Source organism: Mesorhizobium sp. M0184 (assembly GCF_040322215.1).
Classification (GTDB): Bacteria; Pseudomonadota; Alphaproteobacteria; order Rhizobiales; family Rhizobiaceae; genus Mesorhizobium.
Genome location: NZ_JAMYSZ010000001.1, coordinates 463174 through 489940, shown reverse-complemented (window position 1 = coordinate 489940; position 26767 = coordinate 463174). Strand labels below are relative to the sequence as shown.

Sequence of the window (26767 nt, the reverse complement as noted above, 5' to 3'; positions counted from 1 at the left end):
GATTGGCAGCGGCGCCGCTTGCGCGCGGATGGCGCTCCTCGCACGTGTTCGGCAGCAACAAAAAAGCCCGCGAACCTTGCGGCTCGCGGGCTCATGTCGTCGGATGGTGGCGCCGGTCAGCTCTTCAGCTTGGCGTTGCAGAGGCTGTAGAAGCCGCCGCCTTTCTGGATCCACCTGAGGCCGCCCAGCGTGTTGGCGTCCTTGTTGGCGTAGTAGAGGTCGAGGCAGGTGTGCATGCGGCCCTTGGCCGGGGTCTCGGTTGCATACTTCTTGGAGATCGCCGTCGGGAATTTCACGCCCTGGGGGGCGGTGATGGTCGGCGGTTGCGGATCGCCGGTGTACTTGGCGTCGGGAGCCGGCAGGGTGTCGTCGTCGGCTGCGCCGGCGCCGCATTGGCTCTTGCGGAAGTCGTTCCACTTCATGCCATTCAGCGTGTTGCCGGCCTTGGCAGCCTGATATTTGGCGCTGCAATCCGCCATGCTGAGGCCTTTGCCGGTATCGGTCGCGGCGGCTGTCGTCGCCTTGGCAGGTGCCGCGGCAGGCTGTGCGGCTGCAGTTGCGCCGGCGGCGCATTCACTCTTGCGGAAGTCGTTCCATTTCATGCCGTTGAGCGTGCCGGCAGCCTTGGCGGCCTGGTATTTGGTGCTGCATTCCTTGGCCGTCAGCCCAGGCGCCGCGTCATCGCTGCTGGCCGCCGCTGCTTTGGTCGTGGCGGCGGGTTGTGCGGCTGCCGTCGCGCCGGCGGCGCACTGGGTCTTGCGGAAGTCGTTCCACTTCATGCCGTTGAGCGTGCCGGCAGCCTTGGCGGCCTGGTATTTGGTGCTGCACTCCTTCGCCGTCAGGCCCGGCGCCGCATCGTCGGCGGCGGCTGCCTTGGTCGTGTCGGCGGCCTTGGCCGTGGCTTTGGCTGGCGCGGGTTCGGTTGTAGCGGCGGTGGCATCGGTGCCGCATTGGGCCTTGCGGAACTGGTTCCAGTTCTGCCCGCCAAGCGTTCCCGCATCCTTGGCCGCGTTATACTTGGTGCTGCACTCGGCCATGGTCAGCGCATTGGCAGGCGCGGCCAGGAATAAGGTCGCGACGGCAAGACCCGTCAAAGTGGCAAGTCGGTGGATGAGCATGCTTGTTCTCCCTACGGCGGTTCATGATATGTCCCACTGCAGCAATAGCGCTCAACGGCTGGTTGCGCCAGATGCTAAGTAGCGTAGAGACAAATTTAGAAGTGCATTCTTTTCTTTAAGGTGATGAATTCGTTGCCGGGACCGTCTCCCCGCCAAGTTCGTCCGGGTGCATTGCACGGAGCGCGCGCATATGGCTGGTTCTCAGTGAGGAGACTGCGTCGCATGACTGCCAGTCAAATCGGCGGGTGCGGCGGACCTGAGCCTGCCGCTGTCTGGAGCAGCACGATGCGGATTCGGGTTCAAGGCCACACTGCCACAGACCAAAGGATCCAGATGAGGTTTGAGTTAACGTTTCTGATGCTGCTGCCGCAACAAGGGCTCGGAACTTGAAAATCAACACACTAGCGTGACGCAAAACACACAAAACAATAATTTTCTAAGGATTGGTCGTCCATAATCATACAATGTGATGACGGGGCTTGGGCCATTTTATGGCATGAGATGCTCGGAAAGAACCATCGGGAAGCTGGCGAACATGGCAGGACATTATTTCGGTACGGACGGCATTCGTGGGCGAGCCAACAAGTTTCCAATGACGGCGGAGGTCGCCATGCGGGTCGGCATGGCCGCCGGCCTCTCCTTCCAGCGCGGCAGCCACCGCCACCGCGTCGTGCTCGGCAAGGATACCAGGCTTTCCGGCTACATGATCGAGAACGCGATGGTATCCGGCCTGTGCGCCGCCGGCATGGATGTCTTCCTGCTCGGCCCGATCCCGACGCCGGCTGTTGCCATGCTGGTGCGCTCGCTGCGCGCCGATATCGGGGTGATGATCTCTGCCTCGCACAACCCCTATTACGACAACGGCATCAAGCTGTTCGGTCCCGATGGCTACAAGCTGTCCGATGAGATCGAGGAGCGTATCGAGGGGATGCTCGACAAGGATATCGAACTGGCGCTCGCCGATTCCGATGGGCTCGGCCGCGCCAAACGCGTCGATGGCGTGCATGACCGCTATATCGAATTCGCCAAGCGCACGCTGCCGCGCTCGATGTCGCTGTCGGGCCTGCGCATCGTCGTCGATTGCGCCAATGGCGCCGCCTACAAGGTGGCGCCCGACGCGCTGTGGGAACTCGGCGCCGAGGTCGTTGCCATCAATGTCGAGCCCAACGGCTTCAACATCAACAAGGAATGCGGCTCGACTCATCCGGCCGGCCTGCAAAAGAAGGTGCACGAGGTGCGCGCCGATATCGGCATTGCGCTCGACGGCGATGCCGACCGCGTCGTCATCGTCGATGAAAACGGCGCGATCGTCGATGGCGACCAGATCATGGCACTGATCGCCGAATCCTGGCACCAGAGCGGACGGCTGGCCGGCGGCGGCGTCGTCTCGACGGTTATGTCCAATCTCGGCCTCGAACGCTTCCTCGGCGACATGAGCCTGCAGTTGCATCGCACCAAGGTCGGTGACCGCTATGTCGTCGAGCACATGCGTGCCCATGGGCTCAATGTCGGCGGCGAACAGTCGGGCCACATCGTGCTGTCCGATTTCTCGACTACCGGCGACGGGCTCGTCTCGGCGCTCCAGGTGCTCGCCTGCATCAAGCGGCATAACCGGCCGGTCAGCGAACTGTCGAAGAAATTCGAGCCGGTGCCGCAGCTTTTGAAGAATGTGCATATTTCTGGCGGCAAGCCGCTGGAGGAGGCGCCGGTCAAGGCGGCGATCGAAGATGCGCGCAATCGCCTCGGCAAGGCCGGGCGCCTGGTCATCCGGCCATCCGGCACGGAGCCGCTCATCCGCGTCATGGCGGAGGGCGACGACCCGCAGCTTGTCGAGTCCGTCGTCAACGACATCGTCGAGGTCATTTCGGAAACGCGCAGCGCCGCCTGATCTCCCTCCAACATCGGTTCAAAAGCCCGCCTTGCCGGCGGGCTTTTTTATTGGGTCGCGGCCAGCTCCGCCTGCAGCAACGGCCGCCAGATTGCTCCACTTTTAGAGATTCGTGGTTAATCAATACGGTTAAACGCCTTTTAACCTTTCCGATTCATTATCCACAACTGAGGTCAATCACATTTCGGGCGCGTTCGCGGTTCGAGGGTTCTCAGGGGTGATAAGCATGTTCAACACAGCAAGAATGGCTCTCCTGGCCGCGCTGTTTGCCGGCGCCGGGCCGGCATTCGCCGCCGATTTCGTCGAGCCGCCCGTCGTCGAGGAGGCGCCGCCACCGGTTGCCTACGAGCAGCCGGCCGAATTCGGCGGCTGGTATATCCGTGGCGACATCGACTATCACTGGTCGAAGTTTCGTGGTGGCGACTACATCACCTACGGTGTGGCGCCCCAGAGTCCCGGCAAGTTCGATACAGGCAAGCTGGATGGCGCCTTCTCGGCCGGCGGCGGTGTTGGTTACCAGATCGACGAGCATTTCCGCACCGATCTCACCTTGGACTGGATGAGCAAGTCCAAATTCCGCGGCTCGACCAACGGCTTCTGCGGCGTATTACAAACCCCTTGCACATCCGTCGACACCTCGTCCTATTCGGCGCTGCTGCTCTTGGCCAACGCCTATGTCGACATCGGCACCTGGCATGGCGTCACGCCTTATGTCGGTGCCGGCATCGGCGGCGCCTGGGTTAAGTGGGATACACTCCACAACGTCGACGATGACGGCGAGTTCGAGCATCACGGCGGCAAAGGCTGGCGTTTTGCCTACGCTGCCATGGCGGGCGCCTCCTACTGCCTGACCGACCGCGTCAAACTCGACGTCGGCTACCGCTTCAGCCACATCAATGGCGGCAAGATGTTCGACTACGCTTCGGATAGCAATGTCGGCCCGGGCTATGACCGCGGCATCAACGTGCACGAAGTGCGCGGCGGCCTGCGCTACCAGTTCGGCAGGTCGGACTGCGCGCCGCCGGAGCCTTACGTCCCGGAACCCGAGCCGGTCTACACGAAGTAGTCGCTTCGAAATCGAGGAATTCGTCGACCGCCCGGCTGATGCCGGGCGGTTTCGTTTGGCTGCCTAAAGATGCTGCGTTGCGCTGTAACACCGTCCAGCTCGAGGAGCGAAAAATGGATCAAATCAATTGCTAACGCCTTGTTATCCTTAACCCGCACTTAACCACTATGGTTAACAATGCTGTCTGAAACGGCGCGCGATCGCGAATGCGCCAAGTTCGGGAGCCGAGGACCATGACATTCAAATCGCCTGTAGCACTGGCGCTTGCAGCAGTCGTCCTGGTGCCGCTGACGCCGGCGCTTGGCGCCGATTACGAACCGCCGGTCTATGTCGACCAGGCGCCCGACTATGTACCGGTCGAGGTTGGCTCGGGATGGTATCTGCGTGGCGATGTCTCCTATCTGGTGCAGAAGAGCTTCAAGGATGAGCATTTCGCCTTTACACCCGCGAGCTTCGACGAAAAGGAAGATCCCATCTTCGCCAGCATCGGCTTCGGCTACCATTTCAACGACTATCTGCGCGCCGATCTCAATGTGGGCTATCTTCCCGGCAACAAGATCGACGTCGGCTATAACGACGGAACGACCGTGGCATCGGCGACCCTGAAGAACTATGCCTTCTCAGGCATACTCAATGGCTATGTCGATCTTGGCACCTATGTCGGAATCACACCTTATCTCGGCGCTGGTGTCGGTATCGTGCAGAGCAAGCGTCGCCTCTCGGCGAGCTACTTCACCGACAACGCCGACCCCACCGACGATTTCGTCCTGCGTGACAACAAGACCCAATACTCCTTCGCCTACACGCTGAATGCCGGCCTTGCCTACCAAGTGTCCAAGAACGTCTCAGTCGATCTGGGCTATCAGTATTTTTCCGCGCCAGACGCCGAATATGTGACTGCCGAGAGCCTGACTTCCTTTCCGATCCGCAAAGGAATCAACAATCATCAAGTCAAAGTCGGACTACGCTACGATCTCTGGTAGGCTCGATCGAAGCCGAGGCGTTGACAATGGCGGGTCGTAGGCCCGCCGTTTGGGTTTCGCCGCCGGCAATATCCCGGCAGGGACAAAAACTTTCCCCTTGACGCCGAAAGCCTGAACGCATATCGCCGTCCGTGGGCCACCCCTCCCCAACGAGGGGCCACTATCTGGAAGGATAGACCACGATGACGACGCATACGAAGCCCGGATTCCGTCCGGCAAATCCCAATTTTTCCTCAGGTCCCTGTGCAAAACGCCCCGGCTGGTCGGTCGAGGCGCTCAAAAATGCCGCGCTCGGGCGCTCGCACCGTGCCAAGATCGGCAAGACCAAGCTCGAACAAGCGATCGAGCTGACGCGGGAAATCCTCCAGGTTCCGGCGGATTACCGCATCGGCATCGTGCCGGCCTCGGATACCGGCGCGGTCGAAATGGCGCTGTGGTCGCTGCTCGGCGAGCGCGGCGTCGACATGGTGGCCTGGGAGAGCTTCGGCTCCGGCTGGGTCACCGATGTGGTCAAGCAGCTGAGGCTCGCCGATGTGCGCAGGTTAGAGGCTGACTACGGCGCACTGCCGGACCTGACCAAAATCGACTTCGACCGCGACGTGGTCTTCACCTGGAACGGCACGACGTCGGGCGTGCGCGTGCCGAACGGCGACTTCATCCCGGCCACACGCAAGGGCCTGACCATCTGCGACGCCACTTCGGCGGCCTTTGCGCAACAGCTCGATTTCAGGAAACTCGACGTCGTCACCTTCTCCTGGCAGAAGGTCTTGGGCGGTGAGGGCGCGCACGGCATGCTGATCCTCAGCCCGCGCGCCGTCGAACGCCTGGAAAGCTACAAGCCGGCCTGGCCACTGCCGAAGATCTTCCGTCTCACCTCGGGCGGCAAGCTGATCGAAGGCATCTTCAAGGGCGAGACGATCAACACGCCGTCGATGCTGTGCGTCGAGGACTATCTCGACGCGCTGCGTTGGGCGAAGTCGATCGGCGGCCTCGACGCGCTGGTCACCAGAGCGGATGCCAATGCCGCTGTTCTCGATCGCTTTGTCGGGAAATCTTCCTGGCTCGGCCATCTTGCCGTACACCCGGCGACGCGTTCGAACACGTCGGTCTGCCTTTCCTTCACCGACCGGCAAGTCGCTGCACTCGACGCCGACGGACAGGCTGCGTTCGCCAAGGCAATTGTCTCGGTGCTCGACAAGGAAGGCGTCGCCTATGACATCGGCGCCTACCGCGATGCACCGCCCGGCCTGCGCATCTGGTGCGGCGCGACAGTCGAGACCTCCGATCTCGAAGCGTTGCTGCCCTGGCTCGACTGGGCCTTTGCCGCGCAAAAGGCGTCGCTCAAAGCGGCGGCCTGACTCCCTCCCCCTCGAGGGGAGGGCGGCCCGAAGGGCCGGGTGGGGTCGCCTCCACCCGCTCAACGATCCGCCATCCAGAAAGAAAAAGATTTGGCCGCATCCGGCCGCAACGACCCCACCCCGGCGCTTCGCGCCGACCCTCCCCTCAAGGGGGAGGGACGCCAATCGCAAAGGACCAAGCCAATGCCCCGCGTTCTCGTCTCAGACAAACTTTCCACCACCGCCGTGCAGATCTTCAGGGATCGCGGCATCGAGGTCGACTATTTGCCGGATCTCGGCAAGGACAAGGAAAAACTGCTCGAAGTGATCGGCCAGTATGATGGGCTGGCCATCCGCTCGGCGACAAAGGTCACGGAGAAGCTGATCAATGCCGCGACCAGGCTGAAGGTCGTGGGCCGCGCCGGCATCGGCGTCGACAATGTCGACATCCCGGCGGCGAGCCGCAAGGGCATCATCGTGATGAACACGCCCTTCGGCAATTCGATCACCACCGCCGAGCATGCCGTCGCCATGATCTTCGCGCTGGCCCGCCAGATACCGGAGGCCAACGCCTCGACCCACGCCGGCAAATGGGAAAAGAACCGCTTCATGGGTGTCGAGATCACCGGCAAGACGCTGGGCATCATCGGCTGCGGCAATATCGGTTCGATCGTCGCTGCGCGCGGCGTCGGCCTGAAGATGCATGTCATCGCCTTCGATCCATTCCTGTCGGACAGCCGCGCCGAGGAGCTCGGCGTCGAAAAGGTCGAGCTCGACGAGCTGTTCGCCCGCGCCGACTTCATCACGCTGCACACGCCGCTTACCGACAAGACGCGCAACATCATCGACGCCGCGGCGATCGCCAAGATGAAGACCGGCGTGCGTATCATCAACTGCGCCCGTGGCGGGCTGATCGTCGAGGCCGACCTGATCGCGGCGCTGAAGAGCGGCAAGGTGGCCGGCGCCGGCATCGACGTGTTCGAGGTCGAACCGGCGGACAACAACGCACTGTTCGGCATGGAGAATGTCGTGGCGACGCCGCATCTCGGCGCGTCGACCACCGAAGCGCAGGAGAATGTCGCCCTGCATGTCGCCGAGCAGATGTCCGACTATTTGATCAAGGGCGCCGTTTCCAACGCCATCAACATGCCGTCGATCACCGCCGAAGAGGCGCCGCGGCTGAAACCTTTCGTCAAGCTTGCCGAAGTGCTCGGCGCCTTTGTCGGACAGGTCACCGAGGATCCGATCAAGGAGGTCGAGATACTGTTCGACGGCTCGACCGCGACGATGAACACGCGCGCGCTGATCAGTGCCACCCTTGCCGGGCTGATCCGGCCGCAGGTCTCCGACGTCAACATGGTGTCGGCGCCGATCATGGTGAAGGAGCGCGGCATTATCGTCGCCGAGGTCAAGCGTGACAAGTCGGGCGTGTTCGACGGCTATATCAAGCTGACGGTCAAGACCGAGCACAGGACGCGCTCGATCGCCGGCACCTGTTTCTCGGACGGCAAGCCGCGCTTCATCCAGATCAAGGGCATCAATCTCGACGCAGAGGTCGGCCAGCACATGCTCTACACGACCAATGCCGACGCGCCCGGCATCATCGGCCTGCTCGGCACGGTGTGCGGCGAGAACGGCGTCAACATCGCCAACTTCCAGCTCGGCCGCAACCGGCCGGGCGGCGATGCCATCGCATTGCTCTATCTCGATGCGCCGTTCCCGGAAAACGTGTTGGCGCAGGTGCGCTCGCACAAATCGATCGACTCCGCCAAGCGGCTGCATTTCGATGTGGGGATAGCCTGAAATTCGGTCGCCCCGTGTGCAGCAGCACGCGGGGCGGCGGAACGTCGCGGCAAGCGACTTCATTCAGCAGCGGATGCCGCCATCTTCCGTCCGCTGTATTCGGCGAGGCTGATGCCACCGAGCACCAGCGCGAGAGCCAGCGCCTGATAGAGCTGGAATGTCTCACCGACAATCAGCACCGATAGCAGCGTACCGAAGATCGGCACCAGATTGATGAACAGGCCGGCCCGGTTGGCGCCGATCAGCTCGTTGCCCCTGATATAGAAGATCTGCGCGATGACCGAAGCACCGATGGCGGTATAGAACGCGACCGCCCAGCCGCGGGCATCGGGGACAATGACCTTGCCGGCGGCAATCTCCCACAGGAAGAAAGGCAGCGATGTGACGAGTGCGGCAACCGACAGCGCCAGCATCAGGCTCTGCCAGCGGATGACCGGCTTCAGCCGCAACCCTACCGAATAGAAGGAGTAGCAAAGCACGGCGACCAACATGATCGCGTCGCCAAAGTTGAGATCCAGCTTGAGAAGCTGGCGGAGGTCGCCATGGCTCGCCGTCACCGCGACGCCAATGATGGTCAGCACGACGCCAGCTATCTGCACCCGGTTCACCCGCAGGCGAAACAGCACGAAATTGGCGATGATGATCACGATCGGTATCGCCGCCTGCTCGATCGAGACGTTGATCGCCGTCGTGTAGTTGAGCGCCGTGTAGAAGATCGCATTGAAAAAGGCGAAGCCGCAAGCGCCGAGCCCGCCAAGCAGCAACCAGTGCCTGCGCACCACCGGCCAGTCTTGGCGTAGCGTTCCCCAGCCGATCGGCAGCAGGATCAGAACCGCCAGCAGCCAACGCAGGAAGACCAGCGTCATCGGCGAGATATGACCGACCGCCAGCTTTCCCGCCACGGAGTTGCCGCCCCACAGCAAGGTGGTGAACAGCAGGAACAGATAGGCGGCTCGATGCATCGTGAACTCCCGGCCAGGCAGAGGGAATTTGACGGTCGGTGTGGGCCTATTGCGACCGCCAGCCCAAGTAAATGATGTCAAAGGCGAAAATTGTTGTGCCTCGGAGCGTTTTGGGCGGCAAAGAGTGGTCGCGCTCGCCGGGTCTTGACGCTATAGAGCGACGTGCGTGCAATTGGACGCTACAAAGTACGCGTCGGAAGGCTTTAATCTCGCGTCGTGCTTTTCCGAAAATCGATTCCGATTTTGGGGGCCGATGCGATAGAGGCCTATCGTTTCGAATTGTTTCAAGCTGCTCGTGCGGCGTCTCAAGGGAAAAGAAATATGGCCAATGTGGTGGTCGTCGGCTCGCAATGGGGCGATGAGGGCAAAGGCAAGATCGTAGACTGGCTGTCGGAGCGCGCCGATGTTGTCGTGCGCTTCCAGGGCGGCCACAATGCCGGCCACACGCTGGTCGTCGACGGCAAGGTCTACAAGCTGTCGCTGCTGCCGTCCGGCGTGGTGCGGCAAGGCAAGCTTTCCATCATCGGCAACGGCGTCGTCTTCGATCCGCACGCTTTCGTCGCGGAGGTTGCGAAATTGAAGGCGCAAGGCGTCGAGGTGACGCCAGACCGCCTGAAAATAGCCGAAAACACCGCGCTTATCCTGTCCTTGCACCGGGAGCTGGACGGATTTCGCGAGGACGCCGCTTCCAATTCCGGAACGAAGATCGGCACGACCCGTCGCGGCATCGGTCCCGCCTATGAAGACAAGGTGGGCCGGCGCGCGGTCAGGGTGATGGATTTGGCGGATTTGGAAACGCTGCCCTTGAAGATCGACAGGTTGCTGACGCACCACAATGCGCTGCGGCGCGGGCTCGGCCATGCCGAGGTCACGCATGAGGCGATCATGAGCGAGCTGATCTCGGTGGCCGACGAGATCCTGCCCTATTTGGACCGCGTCTGGAAAATCCTCGACGACAAGCGCCGCGCCGGCGAGCGCATCCTGTTCGAGGGCGCGCAAGGCACGTTGCTCGACATCGACCACGGCACCTATCCGTTCGTCACCTCGTCCAATACGGTTGCCGGTCAGGCCGCCGCCGGGTCGGGTGTCGGGCCGGGCGCTATCGGCTATGTGCTCGGCATCACCAAGGCCTATACGACGCGCGTCGGCGAAGGCCCGTTTCCAACCGAACAGAAGAACGAGATCGGCGAGTTCCTGGGCACGCGCGGCCATGAATTCGGCGTCGTCACCGGCCGCAAGCGGCGCTGCGGCTGGTTCGATGCCGTGCTGGTCCGCCAGGCCGTCGCGGTCAACGGCATCAAGGGCATTGCGCTGACCAAGCTCGATGTGCTCGATGGGCTGGACGAGATCAAGGTCTGTACCGGCTACCGACTCGACGGCGAGGCGATCGATTACCTGCCGGCCAGCCAGGGTGCGCAGGCCCGCGTCGAACCGGTCTATGAGACGCTGGAGGGGTGGAAAGGCACCACTGCCGGCGCGCGCAGCTGGAACGACCTGCCGGCCCAGGCGGTGAAGTACGTCCGCTACATCGAAGAGCTGATCGGCGCGCCGGTCGCACTCCTTTCCACCAGCCCTGAACGGGACGACACGATACTTGTGACCGATCCGTTTCAAGACTAGTTTCTCAGCCTTCCGGGCATTGCGGCTGATTTGCGGGGGCCGGCCCAGAAACAAATGCAGGTCGACTGACGTATGGTAGATTTTGTTCCTATTCTGAAAAAGGCGCTCGATAAACTCGGTGAGCCGTCGGCGGAAGTGCGCGCCAGGGTCTATGACAGGGCCCGTTCGTCAATCGCGAAACAACTCGCAGAGAAGGCCACGATGACGCCTTCCGATGTCGACCGGCAGATGCGTGCACTGGAAGACGCCATCGCCAAAGTCGAGCGGGACTATGCCAAGCCTGCGCCGCCACCCGACCCGCTGGCGGAACTGGAGGACATCTTCTCCTCCATCGACCGCAACAAGAACCAGTCCAGCCATATCCGACAGCCAGCAAAGACGGAGTCGGCATGGCAGCCGGCCAAGACCGAGCCGGCAAAGACCGGGCCGGCCTGGCAGCCCACGCCCGCCAAGGCGGCGCCGAACTGGCAAAAGCCGCAGCCCGTCGCTCTTTCTCAGGAGCGCGCTGGTCCGCCGCCGTCCGATATGGATCTTCCGACGGCTGACGGCCAAGACGGCGTTTTTCGGGGCGACGACTTTTCCAACGACGGCGGCCCCGCGGAGGACAGGTTCCAGCGGCTCCATCCTGCCGAGCGCAGGCGCAGCTATGGCGGTCTGATCGTCGCCGCCATTGCCTTGCTCGTCATTGCCGGTGGTGGCTATGGCATCTGGCTGAACAAGGATGCGTTCGGCAGCATGCTCAGCCTCGACTCGACCAAAGCCGTCGCCACCGAACCGCTGGTAAAACCAGCCCCGGCCAAGCCGGAGGCCGATGCGGCCGTACCGGCCGCCACGCCTCCGACGGAGGCCGGCGAGGGCGCGAAGTTCACGCAGCGCCTGACGCCCGAGGGCCACGAAGTCGATGCCGGCCCCGCGGCCGGGCAGGCGGGCATCGGCGAAGGCGAATCCGTCGCCGCACTGACCACGCCGCCATCGGCCGCACAAGCGCCGACCACCCCGGCACCCGCCGCGCCGGCACCGGCCGCACCCGCCGACAAGCAAGCCACGGCCAATGCTCCAGCAGTCGATGGGTCCGCTGCACCAACTCCCGCGACGCCGCCCGCCAACGGGGCAGCAGCGCCTGCAGCGGCCGCCCCGCCGCCCGCACCGGCAGCGGCACCAACGGCAGTTCCGCCGCAAGCCACGTTGGCCGTCGGCCAGAAGGCGATCTTCTACGAGGAGCGCACCAGCACCGCTCAAGGCTCGGCCGAGCCCGGCAACATCGTCTGGTCGCTGGTGCAGGAATCGCCCGGCGGCGACCTGCCGCCCGAGCCGGCGATCCGCGCCGAGGCGACCATTCCAGGCAAGGATATCCAGTTGCGCATGACGATCCGTCGCAACACCGACCAGACGCTGCCGGCCAGCCATATTATCGAGATGATCTTCCTGACGCCTGACGGCTTCGAGGGCGGCGGCGTCGACAACATCCTGCGTGTCGCCATGAAGGGCTCCGAGCAGGATGCCGGAAGCCCGCTGATCGGCATCCCGGCCAAGATCGCCGACGGTTTCTTCCTGGTTGCGCTCAACGATACCAAGGCGGATGAAGACGCCAATCTGACCTTGCTCAGAGGTCAGGACTGGATCGACGTGCCGGTCGTCTACAAGACCGGGCGGCGGGCGCTGCTCACCATGGAAAAGGGCATTCCAGGCGAGAAGGTGTTCGACGAGGCGCTAAAGGCCTGGCAGACAAAGACGGCGGGGTGAGGTCGGCTCACCAGCCCAACGCCTCTCTGGCTCAGAAGCCCTGGAACAGCATATCGAGCGCGGCCACGATCTCGTCGTGATGCCTCGTCAGATTCAGTCGGCTCTCGCCCAGTTCCGTCGCCGCAACCGTGGCGATCAAATGGGTGGCCATGACCAATTTCCGACCATTGATCTCGAAAATCGGATGGAGCTTTCGCATTGGTGATGGCGCCATCGCAGCCGGCAGAAGCGGGACGACCACCCGGGTCTTGAAATGGTCGAGCAGATCGGCCTGGACGTCGAGGAGATAGCCGCCTTCGATGCTACCCGCAAAGACGTCGTAGCGCGCCATCAGAATTGCCGATGTTCTGCCAGCGGAATACCGTGTTTTTCGACATATTCGTTCCACGCATCTATCGTCGCGCGGTTCTCAAGCTTCCACAGCCGCGTCTTTTCGGCGGCCACGGCCTCGGCGATGCCGGCTTCAGCGGCGCGCGAGACATTCACATCGAGCCCCTTGGCTTCCTTCATGAGCTTTGAGTCGATCGACAGATTTGCCGGCTGGCGAACCGCATTCACAGCTATCTTGCGCATGATCACCTCCACAGTATGCGCATAACATATGCGCATTCCTCTCTAGTCGCAATGACAAGGTGCTTGAACTCGCGAATTACCCCTCCATCTCCTCGCGCAGCATTTCCAGTTCCAGCCATTCCTCCTCGAGCGCTGCCAGTGTGACGCGCTCCTTGTCGAGCGCGGCAATCGTCTTCTGGAACGAGGCCGGGTCGCGCTCGTAATAGGCCGGATCGGCGATGTTGTTCTCCAGCCGCGAGATCGAGGCCGACACCGCCTCGATCTTCTTGGGTAAGGTTTCCAGCGCGAATTTCTGCTTGAACGACAGTTTCTTGGCCGGGCCCTTCGGTGCGGCCGCTTCGTTCCTGCTTGCCGCCGTCGCTTCACCGGCTTGTGCTTTTGGCCGCGCCCTGCGGTCGTCCAGCCTGGTGCCGCCGCGCTGCCCAAGCATGTCGGAATAGCCGCCGGCATATTCGATCCAGCGACCGTCACCATCCGGTGCGATGATGCTGGTCACGGTGCGGTCGAGGAAATCGCGATCGTGGCTGACCAGGATCACCGTGCCGGCAAAGCCGGCGACCAATTCCTGCAGCAGCTCCAGCGTCTCCATGTCGAGGTCGTTGGTCGGCTCGTCGAGCACAAGCAGGTTTGCCGGCCGCGCCAAAACGCGGGCGAGGATCAGCCGCGCCCGCTCGCCGCCCGAAAGCTCGCGCACCGGCGTGCGCGCCTGTTCCGGCTTGAACAGGAAGTCTTTCATGTAAGAGACGACGTGGCGCTGCTCGCCATTGATGACGAGGTTCTCGCCGCGCCCGTCGGTGAGATACTGCGCCAATGTCTCCTGCGGGTCGACGGCTTCGCGCTTCTGGTCGAGCGTGGCGATCTCCAGATTTGTGCCGAGCCGCACCGTGCCCGCGTCCGGCTTCAATTCGCCGGTCAGCATCTTCAACAGCGTCGTCTTGCCGGCGCCGTTCGGCCCGACCAGACCGACGCGATCGCCGCGCTGGATGCGGGTCGAAAATCCCTTGACCACGGTCAGATCGCCAAAGCTCTTCTCGATGTTCTTGGCTTCGATCACCAGCTTGCCGGATTCGGCGGCGTCGCTGGCTGTCATCGTCGCCGCACCCTCGGCGCCGCGATGACCACGAAAGCGCTGGCGCATGGTCTGCAACTCACCGAGCCGGCGCATGTTGCGCTTGCGCCGCGCTGTCACGCCATAGCGCAGCCAGTGCTCCTCGCGCACGATCTGGCGACCGAGCTTGTGCTGCTCGCGCTCTTCCTCCTCCAGCACCGTGTCGCGCCATTCCTCGAAATAGCCAAAGCCCTTGTCGAGACGGCGGGTCTGGCCGCGGTCGAGCCAGATTGTGGCGCGTGACACGCGCTCGAGAAAACGGCGGTCATGCGAGATGACGATCAATGCCGAGGAGGTGCGGGCAAGCTCCTCCTCCAGCCATTCGATGACCGAAAGGTCAAGATGATTGGTCGGCTCATCGAGGAGGAGAATGTCGGGCTCCGGCGCCATGACGCGGGCGAGGGCGGCGCGCCGCGCCTCGCCGCCGGAGAGGTCGTTCGGCCGTTCCTCGCCGGTCAGGCCGAGATGCTCCATCAGATAGGTGGCGCGGTAGGGATCGTCGGCCGGCCCGAGCCCCGCCTCGACATAGGCGCGGACAGTCGCAAAGCCGTCCATGTCGGGCATTTGCGGCAAGTAGCGCACGGTCGCCGAAGGCTGGCGGAAGACTTCGCCGTCCTGCGGTTCGATCAGCCCGGCGGCGATCTTGAGGAGCGTCGACTTGCCAGAGCCGTTGCGGCCGACCAGGGCGATCTTGTCACCAACTGAGGCCGTCAGGGCGGCACCGTCGAGCAGCGGCGTGCCGCCAAATGTCAGCTTTATCCCGTCGAGATTGAGAAGCGGCGGCGCCATGTCGGCTTTCTGGGCTCAGCTTTCCGGAAGAGGGTAGGGATGCGCGAGCAGCAGCGCGCGGCCGCTGGCCAGCGCGATTTCGAGCCGGCCCTTGACCTCGTTGGAAATGGTTAGCGACGAGCCGAACGCAACCTCGACATGGTCGAGCGGCCATTTGGCGCCGGTGACTGTCAGGCCGGCGAGATCCGAAAAGCCGAGCACCGAAAACAGCGTGCCGTCGACATAGTCGAAGCCAGTCTTTCCAGGCAGCAAAGGAATGCCTTCCTGTGCGCCGCTGGTCAAAAGCACTTCCGTCCCGCCTTCCGCCAGCCGGACGCTCAGCGCCAGATGCAGGAAGATGTGGTCGGTACGTTTGCCGCCGAAGGCGCCTGCGAGCACAAGGCTGGTCGCACCACGTTCGAGTGCGGCGGCGATAGCGAGTTCACCGTCGGTCTTGTCTTTTTCGGCGGGAAACACCTGCCGTGGCACGGCGGCCAGATCCTCCGGCAACTCGGCAGGCACCGAATCGAAATCGCCGACCCAGAGTTCCGGCCTCAGGCCCAGCATGCGGGCATGGCCGATGCCGGCATCGGCGGCGATGACGCGCGAGCCTTCGACCTGGCGGTCGAGCAGCGGCGTGCGGATGAGATCGCCGCCAAGCAGGATGGTGAATGTGCTCATATCTCGTGGCCCTTACCAGCCCTGCCCCGGAAACGGAAGATGAAACGGAAGGCTGGGCTTTGGATGCCCGGCAAACTTCCGCTTGCGCAGCACTTCGGCCGGGCCTATGTGTCGCAACGCTCTAACGGGGTGCCGGACGCGATCTTCGCGGACCGGCTGAGAGGCAAGACTGCCAACCCGCTGAACCTGATCCGGTTTGTACCGGCGGAGGGATTAGACGTTTCGGACAGCCCGACGCCTCAATTCCTTTCAACGCGAACGAAGGAGGCGCCGATGCGCAGTTTTTTCCACTCTCTTGTCTCAATTGTCCTGCTTGCGGCATCCGCGCTCGCGCTGCCAGGGCAGGCATCGGCACAGGATAGACTGACGGTCTATACCTATGAAAGCTTCACCGCCGATTGGGGTCCGGGACCGGCGGTGAAGAAGGCCTTCGAGGCCGAATGCAGTTGCGTCGTCGAATTCGTCTCGGTCGCCGACGGCGTGGCGCTGCTCAACCGTGTGAAGCTGGAAGGCGCCGCGACCAAGGCCGATATCGTACTTGGCCTCGATACCAACTTAACCGCCGACGCCAAGGCAACCGGCCTGTTTTCGCCGCACGGCGCCGTGTCGGGCGTCAGTGTGCCGGGCGGCTGGAGCGACGATATTTTCGTTCCGTTCGACTATGGCTATTTCGCCGTCGTCTACGATACCGAAAAACTGAAGAGCCCGCCGAAGAGCCTCAGGGAATTGGTCGAGGGCGATGCCGGAGAGAAGATCGTCATCCAGGATCCGCGCACCTCGACGCCGGGCCTTGGCCTGCTGCTGTGGGTCAAGTCGGTCTATGGCGACAAGGCGCCGGAAGCCTGGGCCAAACTCAAGGCGAAGGTGCTGACGGTAACGCCGGGCTGGAGCGAGGCCTACGGCCTGTTCACCAAGGGCGAGGCGCCGATGGTGCTGTCCTACACCACCTCGCCGGCCTACCACATGGTCGCCGAAAACACCGAGCGCTACCAGGCGGCGTCCTTCGAGGAGGGCGAATATCTGCAGATCGAGGTTGCGGGGATCACCACCAAGGGTGCGAAGAACCCGCTGGCAGAAAAGTTCATTGCCTTCATGACCGGACCGAAATTCCAGGATGTCATTCCCGAAACCAACTGGATGTTCCCGGCCGGCAAAACCGACAAGCCGCTCAACCCGGCGTTCGACAAGCTGGTCAAGCCGACCAAGACCTTGCTGTTCAGCCCGGAAGACGTCGCGGCCAACCGCAAGGCCTGGGTCGATGAGTGGCTTGCGGCGATGAGCAAGTAGGGCTCAAGCCTCGTCGGATGTTTGCGCCAAGCCACCCCCCTCTGGCCTGCCGGCCATCTCCCCCTCAAGGGGGGAGGTCGGCAGCTTTGTCGCCTCTCCTCGTCCTGCCACTTGTGAGATTGGCGAAGGCGGCTGAGTGCGCAATCCCCCCCCTTGAGGGGGAGATGGCCGGCAGGCCAGAGGGGGGTGGGCTCGGCCATTGTCAGGTGTTTCCTTCGATCAACACCTGTCGTAGCGTCGGGTAGCGCGACATGCGTACGCGTCATCCGGCCGATCCCCGCGTCACTGCCGGCATCGTCGCGCTCGCCGCCATCGCGCTGCTGATCGGCGGTGCATTCGCCGGGCTCGTCGTCGAAGCCACACGCGACCTGTCCGGCGCCGCCGCCGCTTTCGATTCCTATCTCTTGCGCGTCGTCCGTTTCACGCTCTGGCAGGCTCTGCTGTCGACCCTGCTCTCCGTCGCACCGGCGCTGTTTGTCGCGCGTGCACTGTCGCGGCATCCACAGCTTTTCGGGCGAGGCTTCATCCTGCAGCTTTTCGCCGTGCCGCTGGCGCTGCCGGCCATTGTTGCCGCACTCGGTGTCTTGGCGCTCTATGGCCGCGCCGGCTATTTTGCCGGCACGCTGGGCGCGCTAGGCGGCCAGAGCTGGCCCGGCATCTATGGCCTGTCGGGCATACTCGTCGCCCATGTCTTCTTCAACCTGCCGCTAGCGACGCGGCTGTTCCTGGAGGCGTTGCAGACCGTGCCGGCCGACCAATGGCGGCTGGCGAGCCAGCTTGGCATGGGTGCTGCGCCGGCCTTCCGGCTGATCGAATGGCCACCGCTGCGTGCGGTCTTGCCCGGCGTTGCCGGGCTCGTTTTCATGCTGTGCATCACCTCCTTCACCATCGTGCTTACGCTCGGCGGCGGACCCAGCGCGACGACGCTCGAGGTTGCCATATACCAGGCGCTGCGTTTTGACTTCGACCCGGCGCGGGCGGTGACGCTGACCCTGCTGCAGATTGCCCTGACCTTCGTCGTCGTGCTGGCCTTGACGCGGCTCGGCGCCAATATGGTCGGGGATGCCAATCTGCCGGTGGCGCCGCGCCGGTATTTTTCAGCCGGTGCGGCCGAGACCGTGCTGAACGCATTGGCGATCGGGCTCGCACTGCTGTTTGTCGCCGGGCCGATGGCGGCCACGTTGGCAGCCGGGCTTGGCGCCGATCTCGGCCGCCTGGCCGGCGAGAGCGCGGTGCGGCAAGCGACGGCGACCAGTGCCGTGCTCTCCCTCCTATCGGCGCTGCTCTCTGTGGCGTTGTCGCTGTCGCTGGTCATGGCGCGCCGGGCGCTGGCGCTCACCCGGCGGCAGGGCCGGCGGACACTGCTCGAACATCTGGCCGACACCGGTGCGGGGTTCGTCCTGGTGGTGCCGCCCATCGTCATCGGCGCCGGCTGGTTCCTGCTCTTGCGCACCGTCGGCGATGTCTTTGCGATTGCCCCTGTCATGGTGGTTGCGGTCAATGCGGTGATGGCGATGCCGTTCGCCATCCGCGCCATCCGCCCTGCCTATGACGCGGCGAGCGAACGCCACGAACGGCTCTGCGCACAGCTTGGTATCTCGGGCTGGAACCGGTTGCGGCTGGTCGACTGGCCGTCGCTGCGGCGGCCGCTCGCCACCGGCTTCGCTTTCGCCATGGCGCTGTCGCTCGGCGATCTCGGCGTCATTGCGCTGTTCGGCAGCGATTCCGTGCAGACCTTGCCCTATCTGCTGCTGGCGCGCATGGGCAGTTACCGCACCGAGGATGCCGCCGGCCTGGCGCTGCTGCTCGGCCTTGTCTGCCTGGCGCTGGTGTTGGCCGCGGACTGGCTGGGAAGGGGCGAGAAATCATGATGCCGACCAGCCCGGAACGGTCCATTTCGGTGGAAAAAGGCGCGGCCGTACGACTCGATAATGTCTCGTTCAGCTATGGTGAAACGCCGCTTATATTCGATGTCGATTTCCCGGCGTCGGAAATCACCGCCATTATGGGGCCGAGCGGTTCGGGAAAGTCGACGCTGCTCAATCTGGTGGCCGGCTTCGAGACGCCGCGGTCAGGCCGCGTGCTGATCGGCGGCGCCGACGTCAGCACTGCGCCGCCATCAGCGCGGCCGGTATCGATGGTGTTCCAGGAAAACAACCTGTTTGCCCATCTTTCCGTCGAGCAGAATGTCGGGCTCGGCCGCTCGCCTTCGCTCAGGCTGAGCGAGGCTGACCGCGCCGCAATCGCCGCAGCGCTGAAGCGCGTCGGCCTTGCCGGCAAGGAAAGCCGGCTGCCGCGCGAACTCTCCGGCGGCGAGCGGCAGCGCGTCGCGCTCGCCCGGGTCCTGGTGCGCGACCGGCCGGTGTTGTTGCTCGACGAGCCGTTCGCTTCGCTCGGACCGGCACTGCGCGACGACATGCTCGACCTGGTGGCCGACGTCCATTCGGAGCAGCGCATGACGGTGCTATTCGTCACGCACCAGCCGGACGATGCGCGCCGTATCGGCCAAAACATGGTTTTCCTGGATGGTGGCACGGTTGCCGCGACGGGCACCGCGGCCGATTTTTTCGTCGGGGCTGGACCGGAGGCATTCCGACGCTATATCGGCTCGGGTCCGTTTGCGGTTGGATCACGAGATGTTGCCCGGAAGCGGACATAATTTATGGTCAAACCGGCGGAAGGCGAAGCGGCGCTTGCTTGCCATGGTCGAGGTAGTGTGGCTAGGTCCGCCAGGAGCTGGTCCGGCCTAGACCGTGATTTGCCCTTGCTGCCTCGTATCTGTCGGACGCACGAAGGACGCCGTAGCACTTGATTTTGCGCGTGATGCTTTCCGGAAATCGCGCCCGATTTTCGCGGTCACGTGCCAGGACTTGAAAGGAAGCCGATCTGCCGACCGGCATCGACAATCGGAGGGTGAAACCGCTGGCGCGCTTTCTGGCGCTGGCCGGTCTCGCCGTGGCGCTGGCAAGCTGCCAGATGTTCACGCCTCCCGACGTGCAGGAATCAGGCTTTCAGCCCTCAGACAAGCCGATCACGGTCGACAATGTCGCCGCCAACGGCAAGCTCGCTCAACTGGCGAAGGCGCAGCACCCGCGCATCCTCGCCACCTATGGCGGCGAGTATTCCGACCCCAAGCTCGAGCGCATGGTGGCCAAGATCGTCGGCAGACTGACCGTGGTGTCGGCCAACCCAACCCAGACCTACCGCATCACCATCCTCAACTCGCCCAACGTCAATGCCTTCGCGCTGCCGGGCGGCTATCTCTACATCACCCGCGGGCTGCTGGCGCTGGCCAACGATTCCGCCGAGCTTGCCGCCGTCATCGCGCATGAGATGGGCCACGTTACGGCCAACCACGGCCTGCAGCGCCAGCAGCTGGAAGCCGAGGAGGGGTTGGCGACCAAGGTCGTTTCGGATGTGCTCGGCGACAACCCGACGGCCAAGGCGGCGCTGATCCGCGGCAAGCTGAGGCTGGCCCAGTTCTCGCGCAATCAGGAGCTGGAGGCCGACGCCATCGGCATCAAGTCGATCGGCGAAGCCGGTTTCGATCCCTACGCCGCCGGCCGCTTCCTGCAGTCGATGTCGGCCTATACCGATTTCCGCTCAATCAGCGGCGCTACCGACGCCAGCCTCGACTTCCTGGCGACGCACCCCAACACGCCGCAGCGTATAGACCTCGCGCAGCGCCACGCCCGCCAGTTCGGCGCGCCCGGTGTCGGGTCGCGCGACCGCGATTCATTTCTTGCCGGCGTAGACGGGCTGCTTTACGGCGACACGCCGGAGGAAGGCTATGTGCGCGGCGAAACCTTCCTGCACCCTGGCCTCGGCGTGTCGTTCTCGGTGCCCAACGGCTTCGTCATCGACAATTCGGCGGCGGCGGTGACGGCGACCGGCCCGGACGACATGGCGATCCGCTTCGACGGCGTTTCGATCGACAAGAACCGCTCGCTGACCGACTACATCCGCAGCGGTTGGGTTGCCGGCCTCGACGACAGCAGCGTGCGCCAGGAGACGATCAACGGCAACGAAGCGGCAACCGCGCATGCCGGCGCCGATGGCTGGCAATTCGATATTGCGGTGATCCGCGCCGGCGGCCAGGTCTACCGCTTGCTGACCGCGGCACCTTCGGCCAGCACCTCGCTGAGCACGGTGGCGCGCTCGGTCAGCGGCTCGTTCCGCATCCTGAGTGCTGCCGAGAAGGCAGCACTGAAGCCACTGCGTATCCGCATCGTCACGGTGCAGCCCGGCCAGACAATGGGCTCCCTGGCCGCACAGATGGTCGGCGTCGACCGCAAGCTGGATTTGTTCAGGGTGCTCAACGCGCTGTCGCCGGGTGCCGCGGTTTCGGCCGGCGACAAGGTCAAGATCGTCACCGACAAATAGCAGCCGACGCGATTCAGGCTGCGAGAAATTCCGGATTCTGCTTTACCAGCGCCGCCTTGAGCTTTTCCATGGCGCGCGCCTCAATCTGCCGGACACGTTCCTTGGAGATGCCGAGCGTCTCGCCGAGCGCTTCGAGCGTCGCGCCCTCGTCGCTCAGCCGGCGTTCCTCGATAATCCTGAGCTCGCGCGCATTGAGAGCGCCGAGTGCCGTCTTCAGCCACACCGAGCGGCGTTCGACGTCGATCGTATCGCCGACGACCTCATCGGGCAGCGGGTCATCCGAAACCAGGAACTCCATCCGCTCGGTTGCGCCCGCATCGTCGGCTAGCGGCGTGTTGAGCGAGCTGTCCGGCGCCGAAAGGCGGGAATCCATCATCGCCACATCGGCCTCCGATACCCCGAGAGCCGCCGACACTTCGCGGTAGAGCGTGGCATTCGACATCTGCTCGGCGCCGTTTGCCAAGCGGGCGCGCAGACGCCGCAGGTTGAAGAACAGCGCCTTTTGCGCCGAGCTAGTGCCGCCGCGCACGATCGACCAGTTGCGCAGGATATAGTCCTGCATCGAGGCGCGAATCCACCAAGTCGCGTAGGTCGAGAACCGCACCTCGCGCTCGGGCTCGAAACGGGCCGCTGCCTCCAGCAGCCCGACATGGCCTTCCTGGATCAGGTCGCCCAGCGGAAGGCCGTAGTGGCGAAACCGCGACGCCATGGAAATGACCAACCGCATATGCGCGACGGTGATGCGGTGCAGCGCGTGCTGGTCATTGTTTTCCTTCCAGCGCAGCGCCAGGAGATGCTCTTCGTCACGTTCCAGATAAGGGGCTTTCATCGCCGCGCGAACCATGGTCCGTCCTGCACTGTCTTCCATCATGCCGCGCTCCTGCTCCAGGCGTTGCGGTGCGATCGAATCGTGAGTTGGCGCCGATGGTTGAAATGGCGGCGCCGCGCCCTACAACAGCGAAGAACGTGCCATGCGGGGGAATGTTCCCCCGGACTGTCATGTCGATTGCGCTGTTCCAGGCGATTCGCCACCGGCCTTGACTCAGCCGGATGGCGCAGGGAGATGCTGGTTGAGAATTGGATTTCAAGGGCGCGAGATTTTTGAAATTTAGTTTCTTATTCTGGCATCGCGCATCTGTCATTTTCCGGCACTCGCAATGACGCCGGACACCGGCCAAGGACGGGATCACAGAAAAATGAAATGGCTCAAATCGCTCATCATCGCCGGAACGCTGCAGGTTCTGGCCATCGCCGCCAGTCATGCCGGCGCCAATCTCGACCAGATCAAGCAGGCCGGCGTCTTCAAGGTCGGCACGGAAGGAACCTATGCGCCCTTCACCTATCATGATGCTTCCGGCGCGCTGGTCGGCTTCGACGTCGAGATCGCGCGGGCCATCGCCGAGCGCCTCGGCGTCAAGGCCCAGTTCCTCGAAGGCAAATGGGACGGGCTGATCGCCGGTCTCGACGCCAACCGCTACGATGCCGTCATCAACGAGGTCGGCATCACAGAGGCGCGCAAGGCCAAATATGATTTCTCCGATCCTTACATCGCCTCCAAGGCAGTGCTGATCGTGCGCGGCGACAACACCGACATCAAGGGTTTCGCCGATCTCAAGGGCAAGAAGGCGGCGCAGTCGTTGACTTCGAACTTCGGCAAGCTGGCTGAAACCAACGGCGCCGAACTCGTCGGCACCGACGGCTTCGACCAGTCGATCCAGCTGCTTCTTACCGGCCGCGCCGACGCCACCATCAACGACAGCCTGTCCTTCCTCGACTTCAAGAAGCACAAGCCCGACGCCAATGTGAAGATTGCCGCGCAGGAAGAAAACGCCGACTATTCCGGCGTCATCGTACGCAAGGGCGATCCGGAACTGGTGGCCGCCATCAATAAGGCGCTGGCCGACATCAAGGCCGACGGCACCTACAAGAAAATCGCCGACACCTATTTCGGCCAGGACGTTTCGAAGTAAAACGGCTTTCTCGTGTGGGCCGAATGCCGGCCCCCGTCGTTCGTATCGCGGCGAGCTGTCTTTTGACGGCCCGCCGCTTTCGCGTGATATGAGCGACGGCAATCTGGCAAGGAGGAGCCTTCGTGCCGCACTGGCTGCAATTGATGCTGGAATCCCTGCCTACGCTGCTGTGGGCTGCACTGATCTTCACCGTGCCGTTGACGCTGCTGTCGTTTGCATTCGGTCTTGTCCTAGGCCTGGTTGTGGCGCTTGTCCGGCTGTTCGGTCCCAAGCCGCTGGTCGCCGTGGTCCGCTTCTACGTCTGGATATTCCGCGGCACGCCGCTTCTCGTGCAACTGTTCCTTATCTTCTACGGCCTGCCATCGGTCGGCATCCTGCTCGACGCCTTTCCGGCAGCACTGATCGGCTTCACCTTGAACATCGGCGCATATTCGTCGGAAATCATCCGCGCCGTCATTGGTTCGGTGCCGAAGGGCCAGTGGGAAGCGGCCTATTCGATCGGCATGACCTGGGCCCAGGCAATGCGGCGCACCATTCTTCCACAGGCGGGGCGCGTCGCCGTGCCGCCGCTGTCCAACACCTTCATCTCGCTGGTCAAGGACACTTCGCTCGCCGCCGCCATCACCGTGCCGGAGATGTTCCAGGCAGCGCAGCGCATCGTCGCCACCACCTATGAGCCGCTGATCCTCTATGTCGAGGCAGCGGCCCTCTATCTGATCATGAGCTCCGTGCTGTCGGCCTTGCAGGCCCGGCTGGAAACAAGGCTGAACCGCTATGGCGGCTTCCTGGAGGCGCGCTCGTGATCGGCCTCACCAACATCGAAAAGCGTTTCGGCGACAATTTGGTGCTGAAGGGCGTGACCGTCACCATCGAAGAAGGCAGCGTTACGGCGCTTGTCGGGCCGTCGGGCGGAGGGAAGAGCACGCTTTTGCGCTGCATCAACCTGCTCGAGCTGCCGACTTCAGGCACGGTACGGATCGGCGACGATGCACTCGAATTCCACCCCGGCGGCAGGGTCTCGACCAGGGATATCCAGCGACTGCGGCTGCAGACCGGCATGGTGTTCCAGAATTTCCAGTTGTTTCCGCATCGCACTGCGATCGAGAACATCATGGAGGGGCTGGTGACGGTGCTGAAATGGCCCAAGGAGAGGGCGCGCGAACGGGCGCTGGCCCTGCTCGAAAAGGTCGGCATGGCGCACAAGGCCGATGCCTGGCCGGCGACGCTGTCAGGTGGCCAGCAGCAGCGCGTGGCGATTGCCCGGGCTCTGGCGCCTTCGCCGAAGGTCCTGCTCTGCGACGAGCCGACCTCGGCACTCGATCCGGAACTGGCGCAGGAGGTGGTCGACGTGCTCGGCAAGCTCGCCAGCGAGGGCACGACCATGGTGATGGCGACGCATGATCTGCGGCTCGCCTCGAAGATCGCGCGGGAAGTGGTGTTCCTCGATGCCGGCAACATCGTCGAACAAGGCCCGGCCGCGGTGCTGTTCAGCAACCCGGAACGCCAGCGGACCAAGCGGTTCATCGCCACGCTGAAGCACGAGGCGGAAAGGGAGGGCGGCGAAGGTTAGATATGCCCGTCGCCGGTCAGCTAAGACAAAAAAACCCGGCGCAAGGCCGGGTTTTTCTGAATTCGAAAGCAAAAAAGCTCAGGCGGCTTCTTCCTGCTCGGCTTCCTCGTTGTCGGCCTTAGCGCCGCGCTTGGGGCCCTTATTGAGGTTCACCTCGATGAGGCGCACCGCTTCGGTCTCCGACATGCGGTTGACGGCCGCGATCTCGCGGGCCATGCGGTCAAGCGCCGCCTCGTAGAGCTGGCGCTCGGAATAGGACTGCTCCGGCTGGTTATCGGCGCGGTAAAGGTCGCGCACCACTTCCGAGATCGAGATCAGATCGCCGGAGTTGATCTTGGCATCATATTCCTGGGCGCGGCGTGACCACATGGTGCGCTTGACGCGGGCGCGGCCCTGCACGACCTTCAGCGCGCGCTCGACATAATCCTCTTCCGACAGCTTGCGCATGCCGATCGAGGTCGCCTTGGCGACCGGCACCTTGAGGCGCATCTTGTCCTTCTGGAAGTCGATGACGAACAGCTCCAGCTTGTGGCCCGCGACTTCCTGCTCATCGATCGAGACGATCTGGCCGACACCATGCGCCGGATAGACGATGTACTCGCCGGTCTTGAAACCGTGGCGCGCTGCGGTGGACTTCTTCTGCGGGGTGATCGTTGCCATTACGCCCTGAACTCCTTGTTGTGGTACCGGCATCGTGCCGGCCCGAACTCGTGCGACCGGGGTGACCGGTCCTTAGCCACACAACGATGAACTCACCGGAAAGGCCAGGACCGGCAAATCGCAACATTGCGACCGCCTGCCCCAGATCGCTCTGGTCCGGATTGAGAAATTCACCTTTCAGTGATTTGGGGCGTTTGCGCCATAAATCGACGTTGTGTCACCGGCATGTTTGGCTCATATAACACAAAAAGTCGGAAGAATCAAGGTTTTGCTGCACGCGCGAAGGCCGCGCGCCGTCGCCGCCTGTCAAGGCAGTTAATGTATCACGTCTGTTACGCGGCGTCAGGCCGCCGCAGCCGGCAGGCTCGTCAGTCGCCTTCGCCGGGCTCCGCGGAGAAATATTTCTCGAACTTGCCAGTTTCGCCATCGAAATTTTTAGCGTCGGCCGGCGGCTCCTTCTTGGCGGTGATGTTGGGCCATTTGTCGGCATATTCGGTGTTGATCTGCAGCCATTTGTCGAGGCCCGACTCAGTGTCGGGCTTGATCGCGTCGGCCGGGCATTCCGGTTCGCAGACACCGCAATCGATACACTCGTCCGGGTGGATGACGAGCATGTTCTCACCTTCGTAGAAGCAGTCGACCGGACAGACCTCGATGCAGTCCATGTATTTGCATTTTATGCAATTGTCGGTCACGACATAGGTCATTGGTCGGCTCCGGGACGTCCCATTTTGTTGGGCTTTTTTGGTGAGGTAACGCCTTTGTCCGCTGGTGGCAAGGGCGGCCCCTGCCAGCGGTGCCGCGGTTTCCGGAATGGAATTCCGGAAGGCCGGCAAAGCGGGCGTTCGACCTTGCTCAATCGTCGCCGAGCAGGTGGTCGGTCTGGCGGCGTTCCTTCTTGGTCGGGCGACCGCTGCCGGCCTCGCGCAACGGCGGCACCGCATCCGGAAGCGCCTCGCCCTTGGGCGCGGGGGGCGGCGACATGTCCTCGTAGAGCAGGCGGGCCTCTTCGGCCGGGCCACGCCGTACGCCGGTGCCAAGGACTTTCCAGACGAAGATCCGCCGCTCCAGCGTGATGGTCAAAACGTCGCCCGGCCGGACCGTATCGGAGGCCTGCGCTGCTTTGTCGCGATTGATGCGGACGCGTCCGGCGACGACCAGCTTGGCTGCCAGCGTGCGCGATTTTACCGCGCGCGAGAAGAACAGCCACTTGTCGATGCGCTGGCGGGCATCAGTGACCATCGGAC

24 protein-coding genes and 1 riboswitch are annotated in these 26767 nt (G+C 63.3%); of the genes, 14 read left to right on the top strand and 10 right to left on the bottom strand.

From position 1 onward, the window contains the following. Nucleotides 1-116 precede the first annotated feature (116 nt). A complete protein-coding gene (locus NKJ23_RS02500; protein WP_352621115.1) occupies nucleotides 117-779 on the bottom strand; it encodes a hypothetical protein in 663 nt (220 codons plus the stop codon). Between the two features lie 874 nt (nucleotides 780-1653). Here NKJ23_RS02500 and glmM point away from each other — a divergent pair. The 5 genes from glmM to serA all read left to right on the top strand — a co-directional run bounded on the left by glmM (nucleotide 1654) and on the right by serA (nucleotide 8195). Further along, on the top strand, nucleotides 1654-3006 hold the full coding sequence (glmM, locus tag NKJ23_RS02495) for a phosphoglucosamine mutase (protein ID WP_352677935.1): 1353 nt from the start codon (nucleotides 1654-1656) through the stop codon (nucleotides 3004-3006). A gap of 226 nt (nucleotides 3007-3232) precedes the next feature. Then, a complete protein-coding gene (locus NKJ23_RS02490) occupies nucleotides 3233-4072 on the top strand; it encodes an outer membrane protein (protein WP_352677933.1) in 840 nt (279 codons plus the stop codon). Nucleotides 4073-4305: 233 nt separating this feature from the next. Continuing rightward, nucleotides 4306-5055 carry an outer membrane protein gene (locus NKJ23_RS02485; RefSeq protein WP_352677931.1) on the top strand — a complete coding sequence of 250 codons (750 nt, stop codon included), beginning with the start codon at nucleotides 4306-4308 and terminating at the stop codon, nucleotides 5053-5055. Nucleotides 5056-5237: 182 nt separating this feature from the next. Then, nucleotides 5238-6413 carry a phosphoserine transaminase gene (locus tag NKJ23_RS02480; RefSeq protein ID WP_352569602.1) on the top strand — a complete coding sequence of 392 codons (1176 nt, stop codon included), beginning with the start codon at nucleotides 5238-5240 and terminating at the stop codon, nucleotides 6411-6413. A 183-nt stretch (nucleotides 6414-6596) separates the two neighbouring features. Further along, entirely contained in the window at nucleotides 6597-8195 is a 1599-nt protein-coding gene (serA, locus tag NKJ23_RS02475) for a phosphoglycerate dehydrogenase (RefSeq protein WP_352569603.1), read from the top strand. 59 nt (nucleotides 8196-8254) lie between these two features. Here serA and NKJ23_RS02470 read toward each other — a convergent pair whose 3' ends face one another. After that, the gene (locus NKJ23_RS02470; RefSeq protein ID WP_023680655.1) at nucleotides 8255-9157 is read right to left on the bottom strand and encodes a DMT family transporter; all 903 of its coding nucleotides are present in this window, start codon (nucleotides 9155-9157) and stop codon (nucleotides 8255-8257) included. Nucleotides 9158-9478: 321 nt separating this feature from the next. Here NKJ23_RS02470 and NKJ23_RS02465 point away from each other — a divergent pair, with 321 nt between their 5' ends. Next, entirely contained in the window at nucleotides 9479-10777 is a 1299-nt protein-coding gene (locus NKJ23_RS02465) for an adenylosuccinate synthase (protein WP_352677929.1), read from the top strand. Nucleotides 10778-10849: 72 nt separating this feature from the next. Next, nucleotides 10850-12520, top strand: coding sequence for a hypothetical protein (locus tag NKJ23_RS02460; RefSeq protein ID WP_352677927.1), 1671 nt, complete (start codon nucleotides 10850-10852; stop codon nucleotides 12518-12520). A 31-nt stretch (nucleotides 12521-12551) separates the two neighbouring features. Here the strand turns inward: NKJ23_RS02460 and NKJ23_RS02455 are convergent, their stop codons facing one another. From NKJ23_RS02455 to NKJ23_RS02440, 4 genes are all read right to left on the bottom strand, one after another. Beyond that, nucleotides 12552-12851, bottom strand: a complete 300-nt coding sequence (locus NKJ23_RS02455) for a CcdB family protein (RefSeq protein ID WP_352450813.1) — start codon at nucleotides 12849-12851, stop codon at nucleotides 12552-12554. Then, nucleotides 12851-13093, bottom strand: a complete 243-nt coding sequence (locus NKJ23_RS02450; RefSeq protein ID WP_254816484.1) for a type II toxin-antitoxin system CcdA family antitoxin — start codon at nucleotides 13091-13093, stop codon at nucleotides 12851-12853. The genes NKJ23_RS02455 and NKJ23_RS02450 overlap by 1 nt, the downstream gene beginning before the upstream one ends. Nucleotides 13094-13169: 76 nt before the next feature. Further along, nucleotides 13170-14990: an ABC-F family ATP-binding cassette domain-containing protein gene (locus tag NKJ23_RS02445; protein ID WP_352677926.1), complete on the bottom strand. Its 1821-nt coding sequence runs from the start codon at nucleotides 14988-14990 to the stop codon at nucleotides 13170-13172. A 15-nt stretch (nucleotides 14991-15005) separates the two neighbouring features. Then, the gene (locus NKJ23_RS02440) at nucleotides 15006-15650 is read right to left on the bottom strand and encodes a thiamine diphosphokinase (RefSeq protein WP_352677924.1); all 645 of its coding nucleotides are present in this window, start codon (nucleotides 15648-15650) and stop codon (nucleotides 15006-15008) included. A 115-nt stretch (nucleotides 15651-15765) separates the two neighbouring features. Beyond that, nucleotides 15766-15880: riboswitch (TPP riboswitch) on the top strand. 43 nt (nucleotides 15881-15923) lie between these two features. Between NKJ23_RS02440 and thiB the strand changes: the two genes are divergently transcribed. From thiB to NKJ23_RS02420, 4 genes are all read left to right on the top strand, one after another. Next, nucleotides 15924-16937: a thiamine ABC transporter substrate binding subunit gene (gene thiB / locus NKJ23_RS02435; RefSeq protein WP_352465718.1), complete on the top strand. Its 1014-nt coding sequence runs from the start codon at nucleotides 15924-15926 to the stop codon at nucleotides 16935-16937. A gap of 251 nt (nucleotides 16938-17188) precedes the next feature. Beyond that, nucleotides 17189-18808 (top strand): thiamine/thiamine pyrophosphate ABC transporter permease, encoded by a 1620-nt coding sequence (gene thiP / locus NKJ23_RS02430; RefSeq protein ID WP_352677922.1) that lies wholly within the window; start codon nucleotides 17189-17191, stop codon nucleotides 18806-18808. Further along, a complete protein-coding gene (gene thiQ / locus NKJ23_RS02425) occupies nucleotides 18805-19596 on the top strand; it encodes a thiamine ABC transporter ATP-binding protein (RefSeq protein WP_352452516.1) in 792 nt (263 codons plus the stop codon). The genes thiP and thiQ overlap by 4 nt, the downstream gene beginning before the upstream one ends. A 254-nt stretch (nucleotides 19597-19850) precedes the next feature. Beyond that, nucleotides 19851-21320, top strand: coding sequence for a M48 family metalloprotease (locus NKJ23_RS02420; RefSeq protein ID WP_352677921.1), 1470 nt, complete (start codon nucleotides 19851-19853; stop codon nucleotides 21318-21320). A gap of 13 nt (nucleotides 21321-21333) precedes the next feature. Here NKJ23_RS02420 and NKJ23_RS02415 read toward each other — a convergent pair whose 3' ends face one another. Continuing rightward, complete coding sequence (locus NKJ23_RS02415) at nucleotides 21334-22191, bottom strand: RNA polymerase factor sigma-32 (RefSeq protein ID WP_023680558.1); 858 nt, start codon at nucleotides 22189-22191, stop codon at nucleotides 21334-21336. A gap of 325 nt (nucleotides 22192-22516) precedes the next feature. Here NKJ23_RS02415 and NKJ23_RS02410 point away from each other — a divergent pair, with 325 nt between their 5' ends. The 3 genes from NKJ23_RS02410 to NKJ23_RS02400 all read left to right on the top strand — a co-directional run bounded on the left by NKJ23_RS02410 (nucleotide 22517) and on the right by NKJ23_RS02400 (nucleotide 24860). Beyond that, the gene (locus tag NKJ23_RS02410) at nucleotides 22517-23290 is read left to right on the top strand and encodes an amino acid ABC transporter substrate-binding protein (RefSeq protein ID WP_352569613.1); all 774 of its coding nucleotides are present in this window, start codon (nucleotides 22517-22519) and stop codon (nucleotides 23288-23290) included. Between the two features lie 122 nt (nucleotides 23291-23412). Then, complete coding sequence (locus NKJ23_RS02405; RefSeq protein WP_352677920.1) at nucleotides 23413-24093, top strand: ABC transporter permease subunit; 681 nt, start codon at nucleotides 23413-23415, stop codon at nucleotides 24091-24093. Beyond that, nucleotides 24090-24860, top strand: coding sequence for an amino acid ABC transporter ATP-binding protein (locus tag NKJ23_RS02400; protein ID WP_352452513.1), 771 nt, complete (start codon nucleotides 24090-24092; stop codon nucleotides 24858-24860). Before NKJ23_RS02405 ends, NKJ23_RS02400 begins: the two co-directional genes overlap by 4 nt. A 78-nt stretch (nucleotides 24861-24938) precedes the next feature. Here the strand turns inward: NKJ23_RS02400 and NKJ23_RS02395 are convergent, their stop codons facing one another. From NKJ23_RS02395 to NKJ23_RS02385, 3 genes are all read right to left on the bottom strand, one after another. Further along, nucleotides 24939-25520, bottom strand: coding sequence for a CarD family transcriptional regulator (locus NKJ23_RS02395; protein WP_006327799.1), 582 nt, complete (start codon nucleotides 25518-25520; stop codon nucleotides 24939-24941). Nucleotides 25521-25888: 368 nt separating this feature from the next. Next, entirely contained in the window at nucleotides 25889-26227 is a 339-nt protein-coding gene (gene fdxA / locus NKJ23_RS02390) for a ferredoxin FdxA (protein ID WP_023680554.1), read from the bottom strand. A 148-nt stretch (nucleotides 26228-26375) separates the two neighbouring features. Continuing rightward, nucleotides 26376-26762 (bottom strand): RNA-binding S4 domain-containing protein, encoded by a 387-nt coding sequence (locus NKJ23_RS02385; protein ID WP_023680553.1) that lies wholly within the window; start codon nucleotides 26760-26762, stop codon nucleotides 26376-26378. Nucleotides 26763-26767 lie beyond the last annotated feature (5 nt).

Excerpts from the sequence above, each read along its gene's own strand:
- NKJ23_RS02500 (WP_352621115.1), bottom strand. The coding sequence starts at position 779 with ATGAAGTGGAACGACTTCCGCAAGACCCAGTGCGCCGCCGGCGCGACG.
- glmM (WP_352677935.1), top strand. The coding sequence starts at position 1,654 with ATGGCAGGACATTATTTCGGTACGGACGGCATTCGTGGGCGAGCCAAC.
- NKJ23_RS02490 (WP_352677933.1), top strand. The coding sequence starts at position 3,233 with ATGTTCAACACAGCAAGAATGGCTCTCCTGGCCGCGCTGTTTGCCGGC.
- NKJ23_RS02485 (WP_352677931.1), top strand. The coding sequence starts at position 4,306 with ATGACATTCAAATCGCCTGTAGCACTGGCGCTTGCAGCAGTCGTCCTG.
- NKJ23_RS02480 (WP_352569602.1), top strand. The coding sequence starts at position 5,238 with ATGACGACGCATACGAAGCCCGGATTCCGTCCGGCAAATCCCAATTTT.
- serA (WP_352569603.1), top strand. The coding sequence starts at position 6,597 with ATGCCCCGCGTTCTCGTCTCAGACAAACTTTCCACCACCGCCGTGCAG.
- NKJ23_RS02470 (WP_023680655.1), bottom strand. The coding sequence starts at position 9,157 with ATGCATCGAGCCGCCTATCTGTTCCTGCTGTTCACCACCTTGCTGTGG.
- NKJ23_RS02465 (WP_352677929.1), top strand. The coding sequence starts at position 9,479 with ATGGCCAATGTGGTGGTCGTCGGCTCGCAATGGGGCGATGAGGGCAAA.
- NKJ23_RS02460 (WP_352677927.1), top strand. The coding sequence starts at position 10,850 with ATGGTAGATTTTGTTCCTATTCTGAAAAAGGCGCTCGATAAACTCGGT.
- NKJ23_RS02455 (WP_352450813.1), bottom strand. The coding sequence starts at position 12,851 with ATGGCGCGCTACGACGTCTTTGCGGGTAGCATCGAAGGCGGCTATCTC.
- NKJ23_RS02450 (WP_254816484.1), bottom strand. The coding sequence starts at position 13,093 with ATGCGCAAGATAGCTGTGAATGCGGTTCGCCAGCCGGCAAATCTGTCG.
- NKJ23_RS02445 (WP_352677926.1), bottom strand. The coding sequence starts at position 14,990 with ATGGCGCCGCCGCTTCTCAATCTCGACGGGATAAAGCTGACATTTGGC.
- NKJ23_RS02440 (WP_352677924.1), bottom strand. The coding sequence starts at position 15,650 with ATGAGCACATTCACCATCCTGCTTGGCGGCGATCTCATCCGCACGCCG.
- thiB (WP_352465718.1), top strand. The coding sequence starts at position 15,924 with ATGCGCAGTTTTTTCCACTCTCTTGTCTCAATTGTCCTGCTTGCGGCA.
- thiP (WP_352677922.1), top strand. The coding sequence starts at position 17,189 with ATGCGTACGCGTCATCCGGCCGATCCCCGCGTCACTGCCGGCATCGTC.
- thiQ (WP_352452516.1), top strand. The coding sequence starts at position 18,805 with ATGATGCCGACCAGCCCGGAACGGTCCATTTCGGTGGAAAAAGGCGCG.
- NKJ23_RS02415 (WP_023680558.1), bottom strand. The coding sequence starts at position 22,191 with ATGATGGAAGACAGTGCAGGACGGACCATGGTTCGCGCGGCGATGAAA.
- NKJ23_RS02410 (WP_352569613.1), top strand. The coding sequence starts at position 22,517 with ATGAAATGGCTCAAATCGCTCATCATCGCCGGAACGCTGCAGGTTCTG.
- NKJ23_RS02395 (WP_006327799.1), bottom strand. The coding sequence starts at position 25,520 with ATGGCAACGATCACCCCGCAGAAGAAGTCCACCGCAGCGCGCCACGGT.
- fdxA (WP_023680554.1), bottom strand. The coding sequence starts at position 26,227 with ATGACCTATGTCGTGACCGACAATTGCATAAAATGCAAATACATGGAC.
- NKJ23_RS02385 (WP_023680553.1), bottom strand. The coding sequence starts at position 26,762 with ATGGTCACTGATGCCCGCCAGCGCATCGACAAGTGGCTGTTCTTCTCG.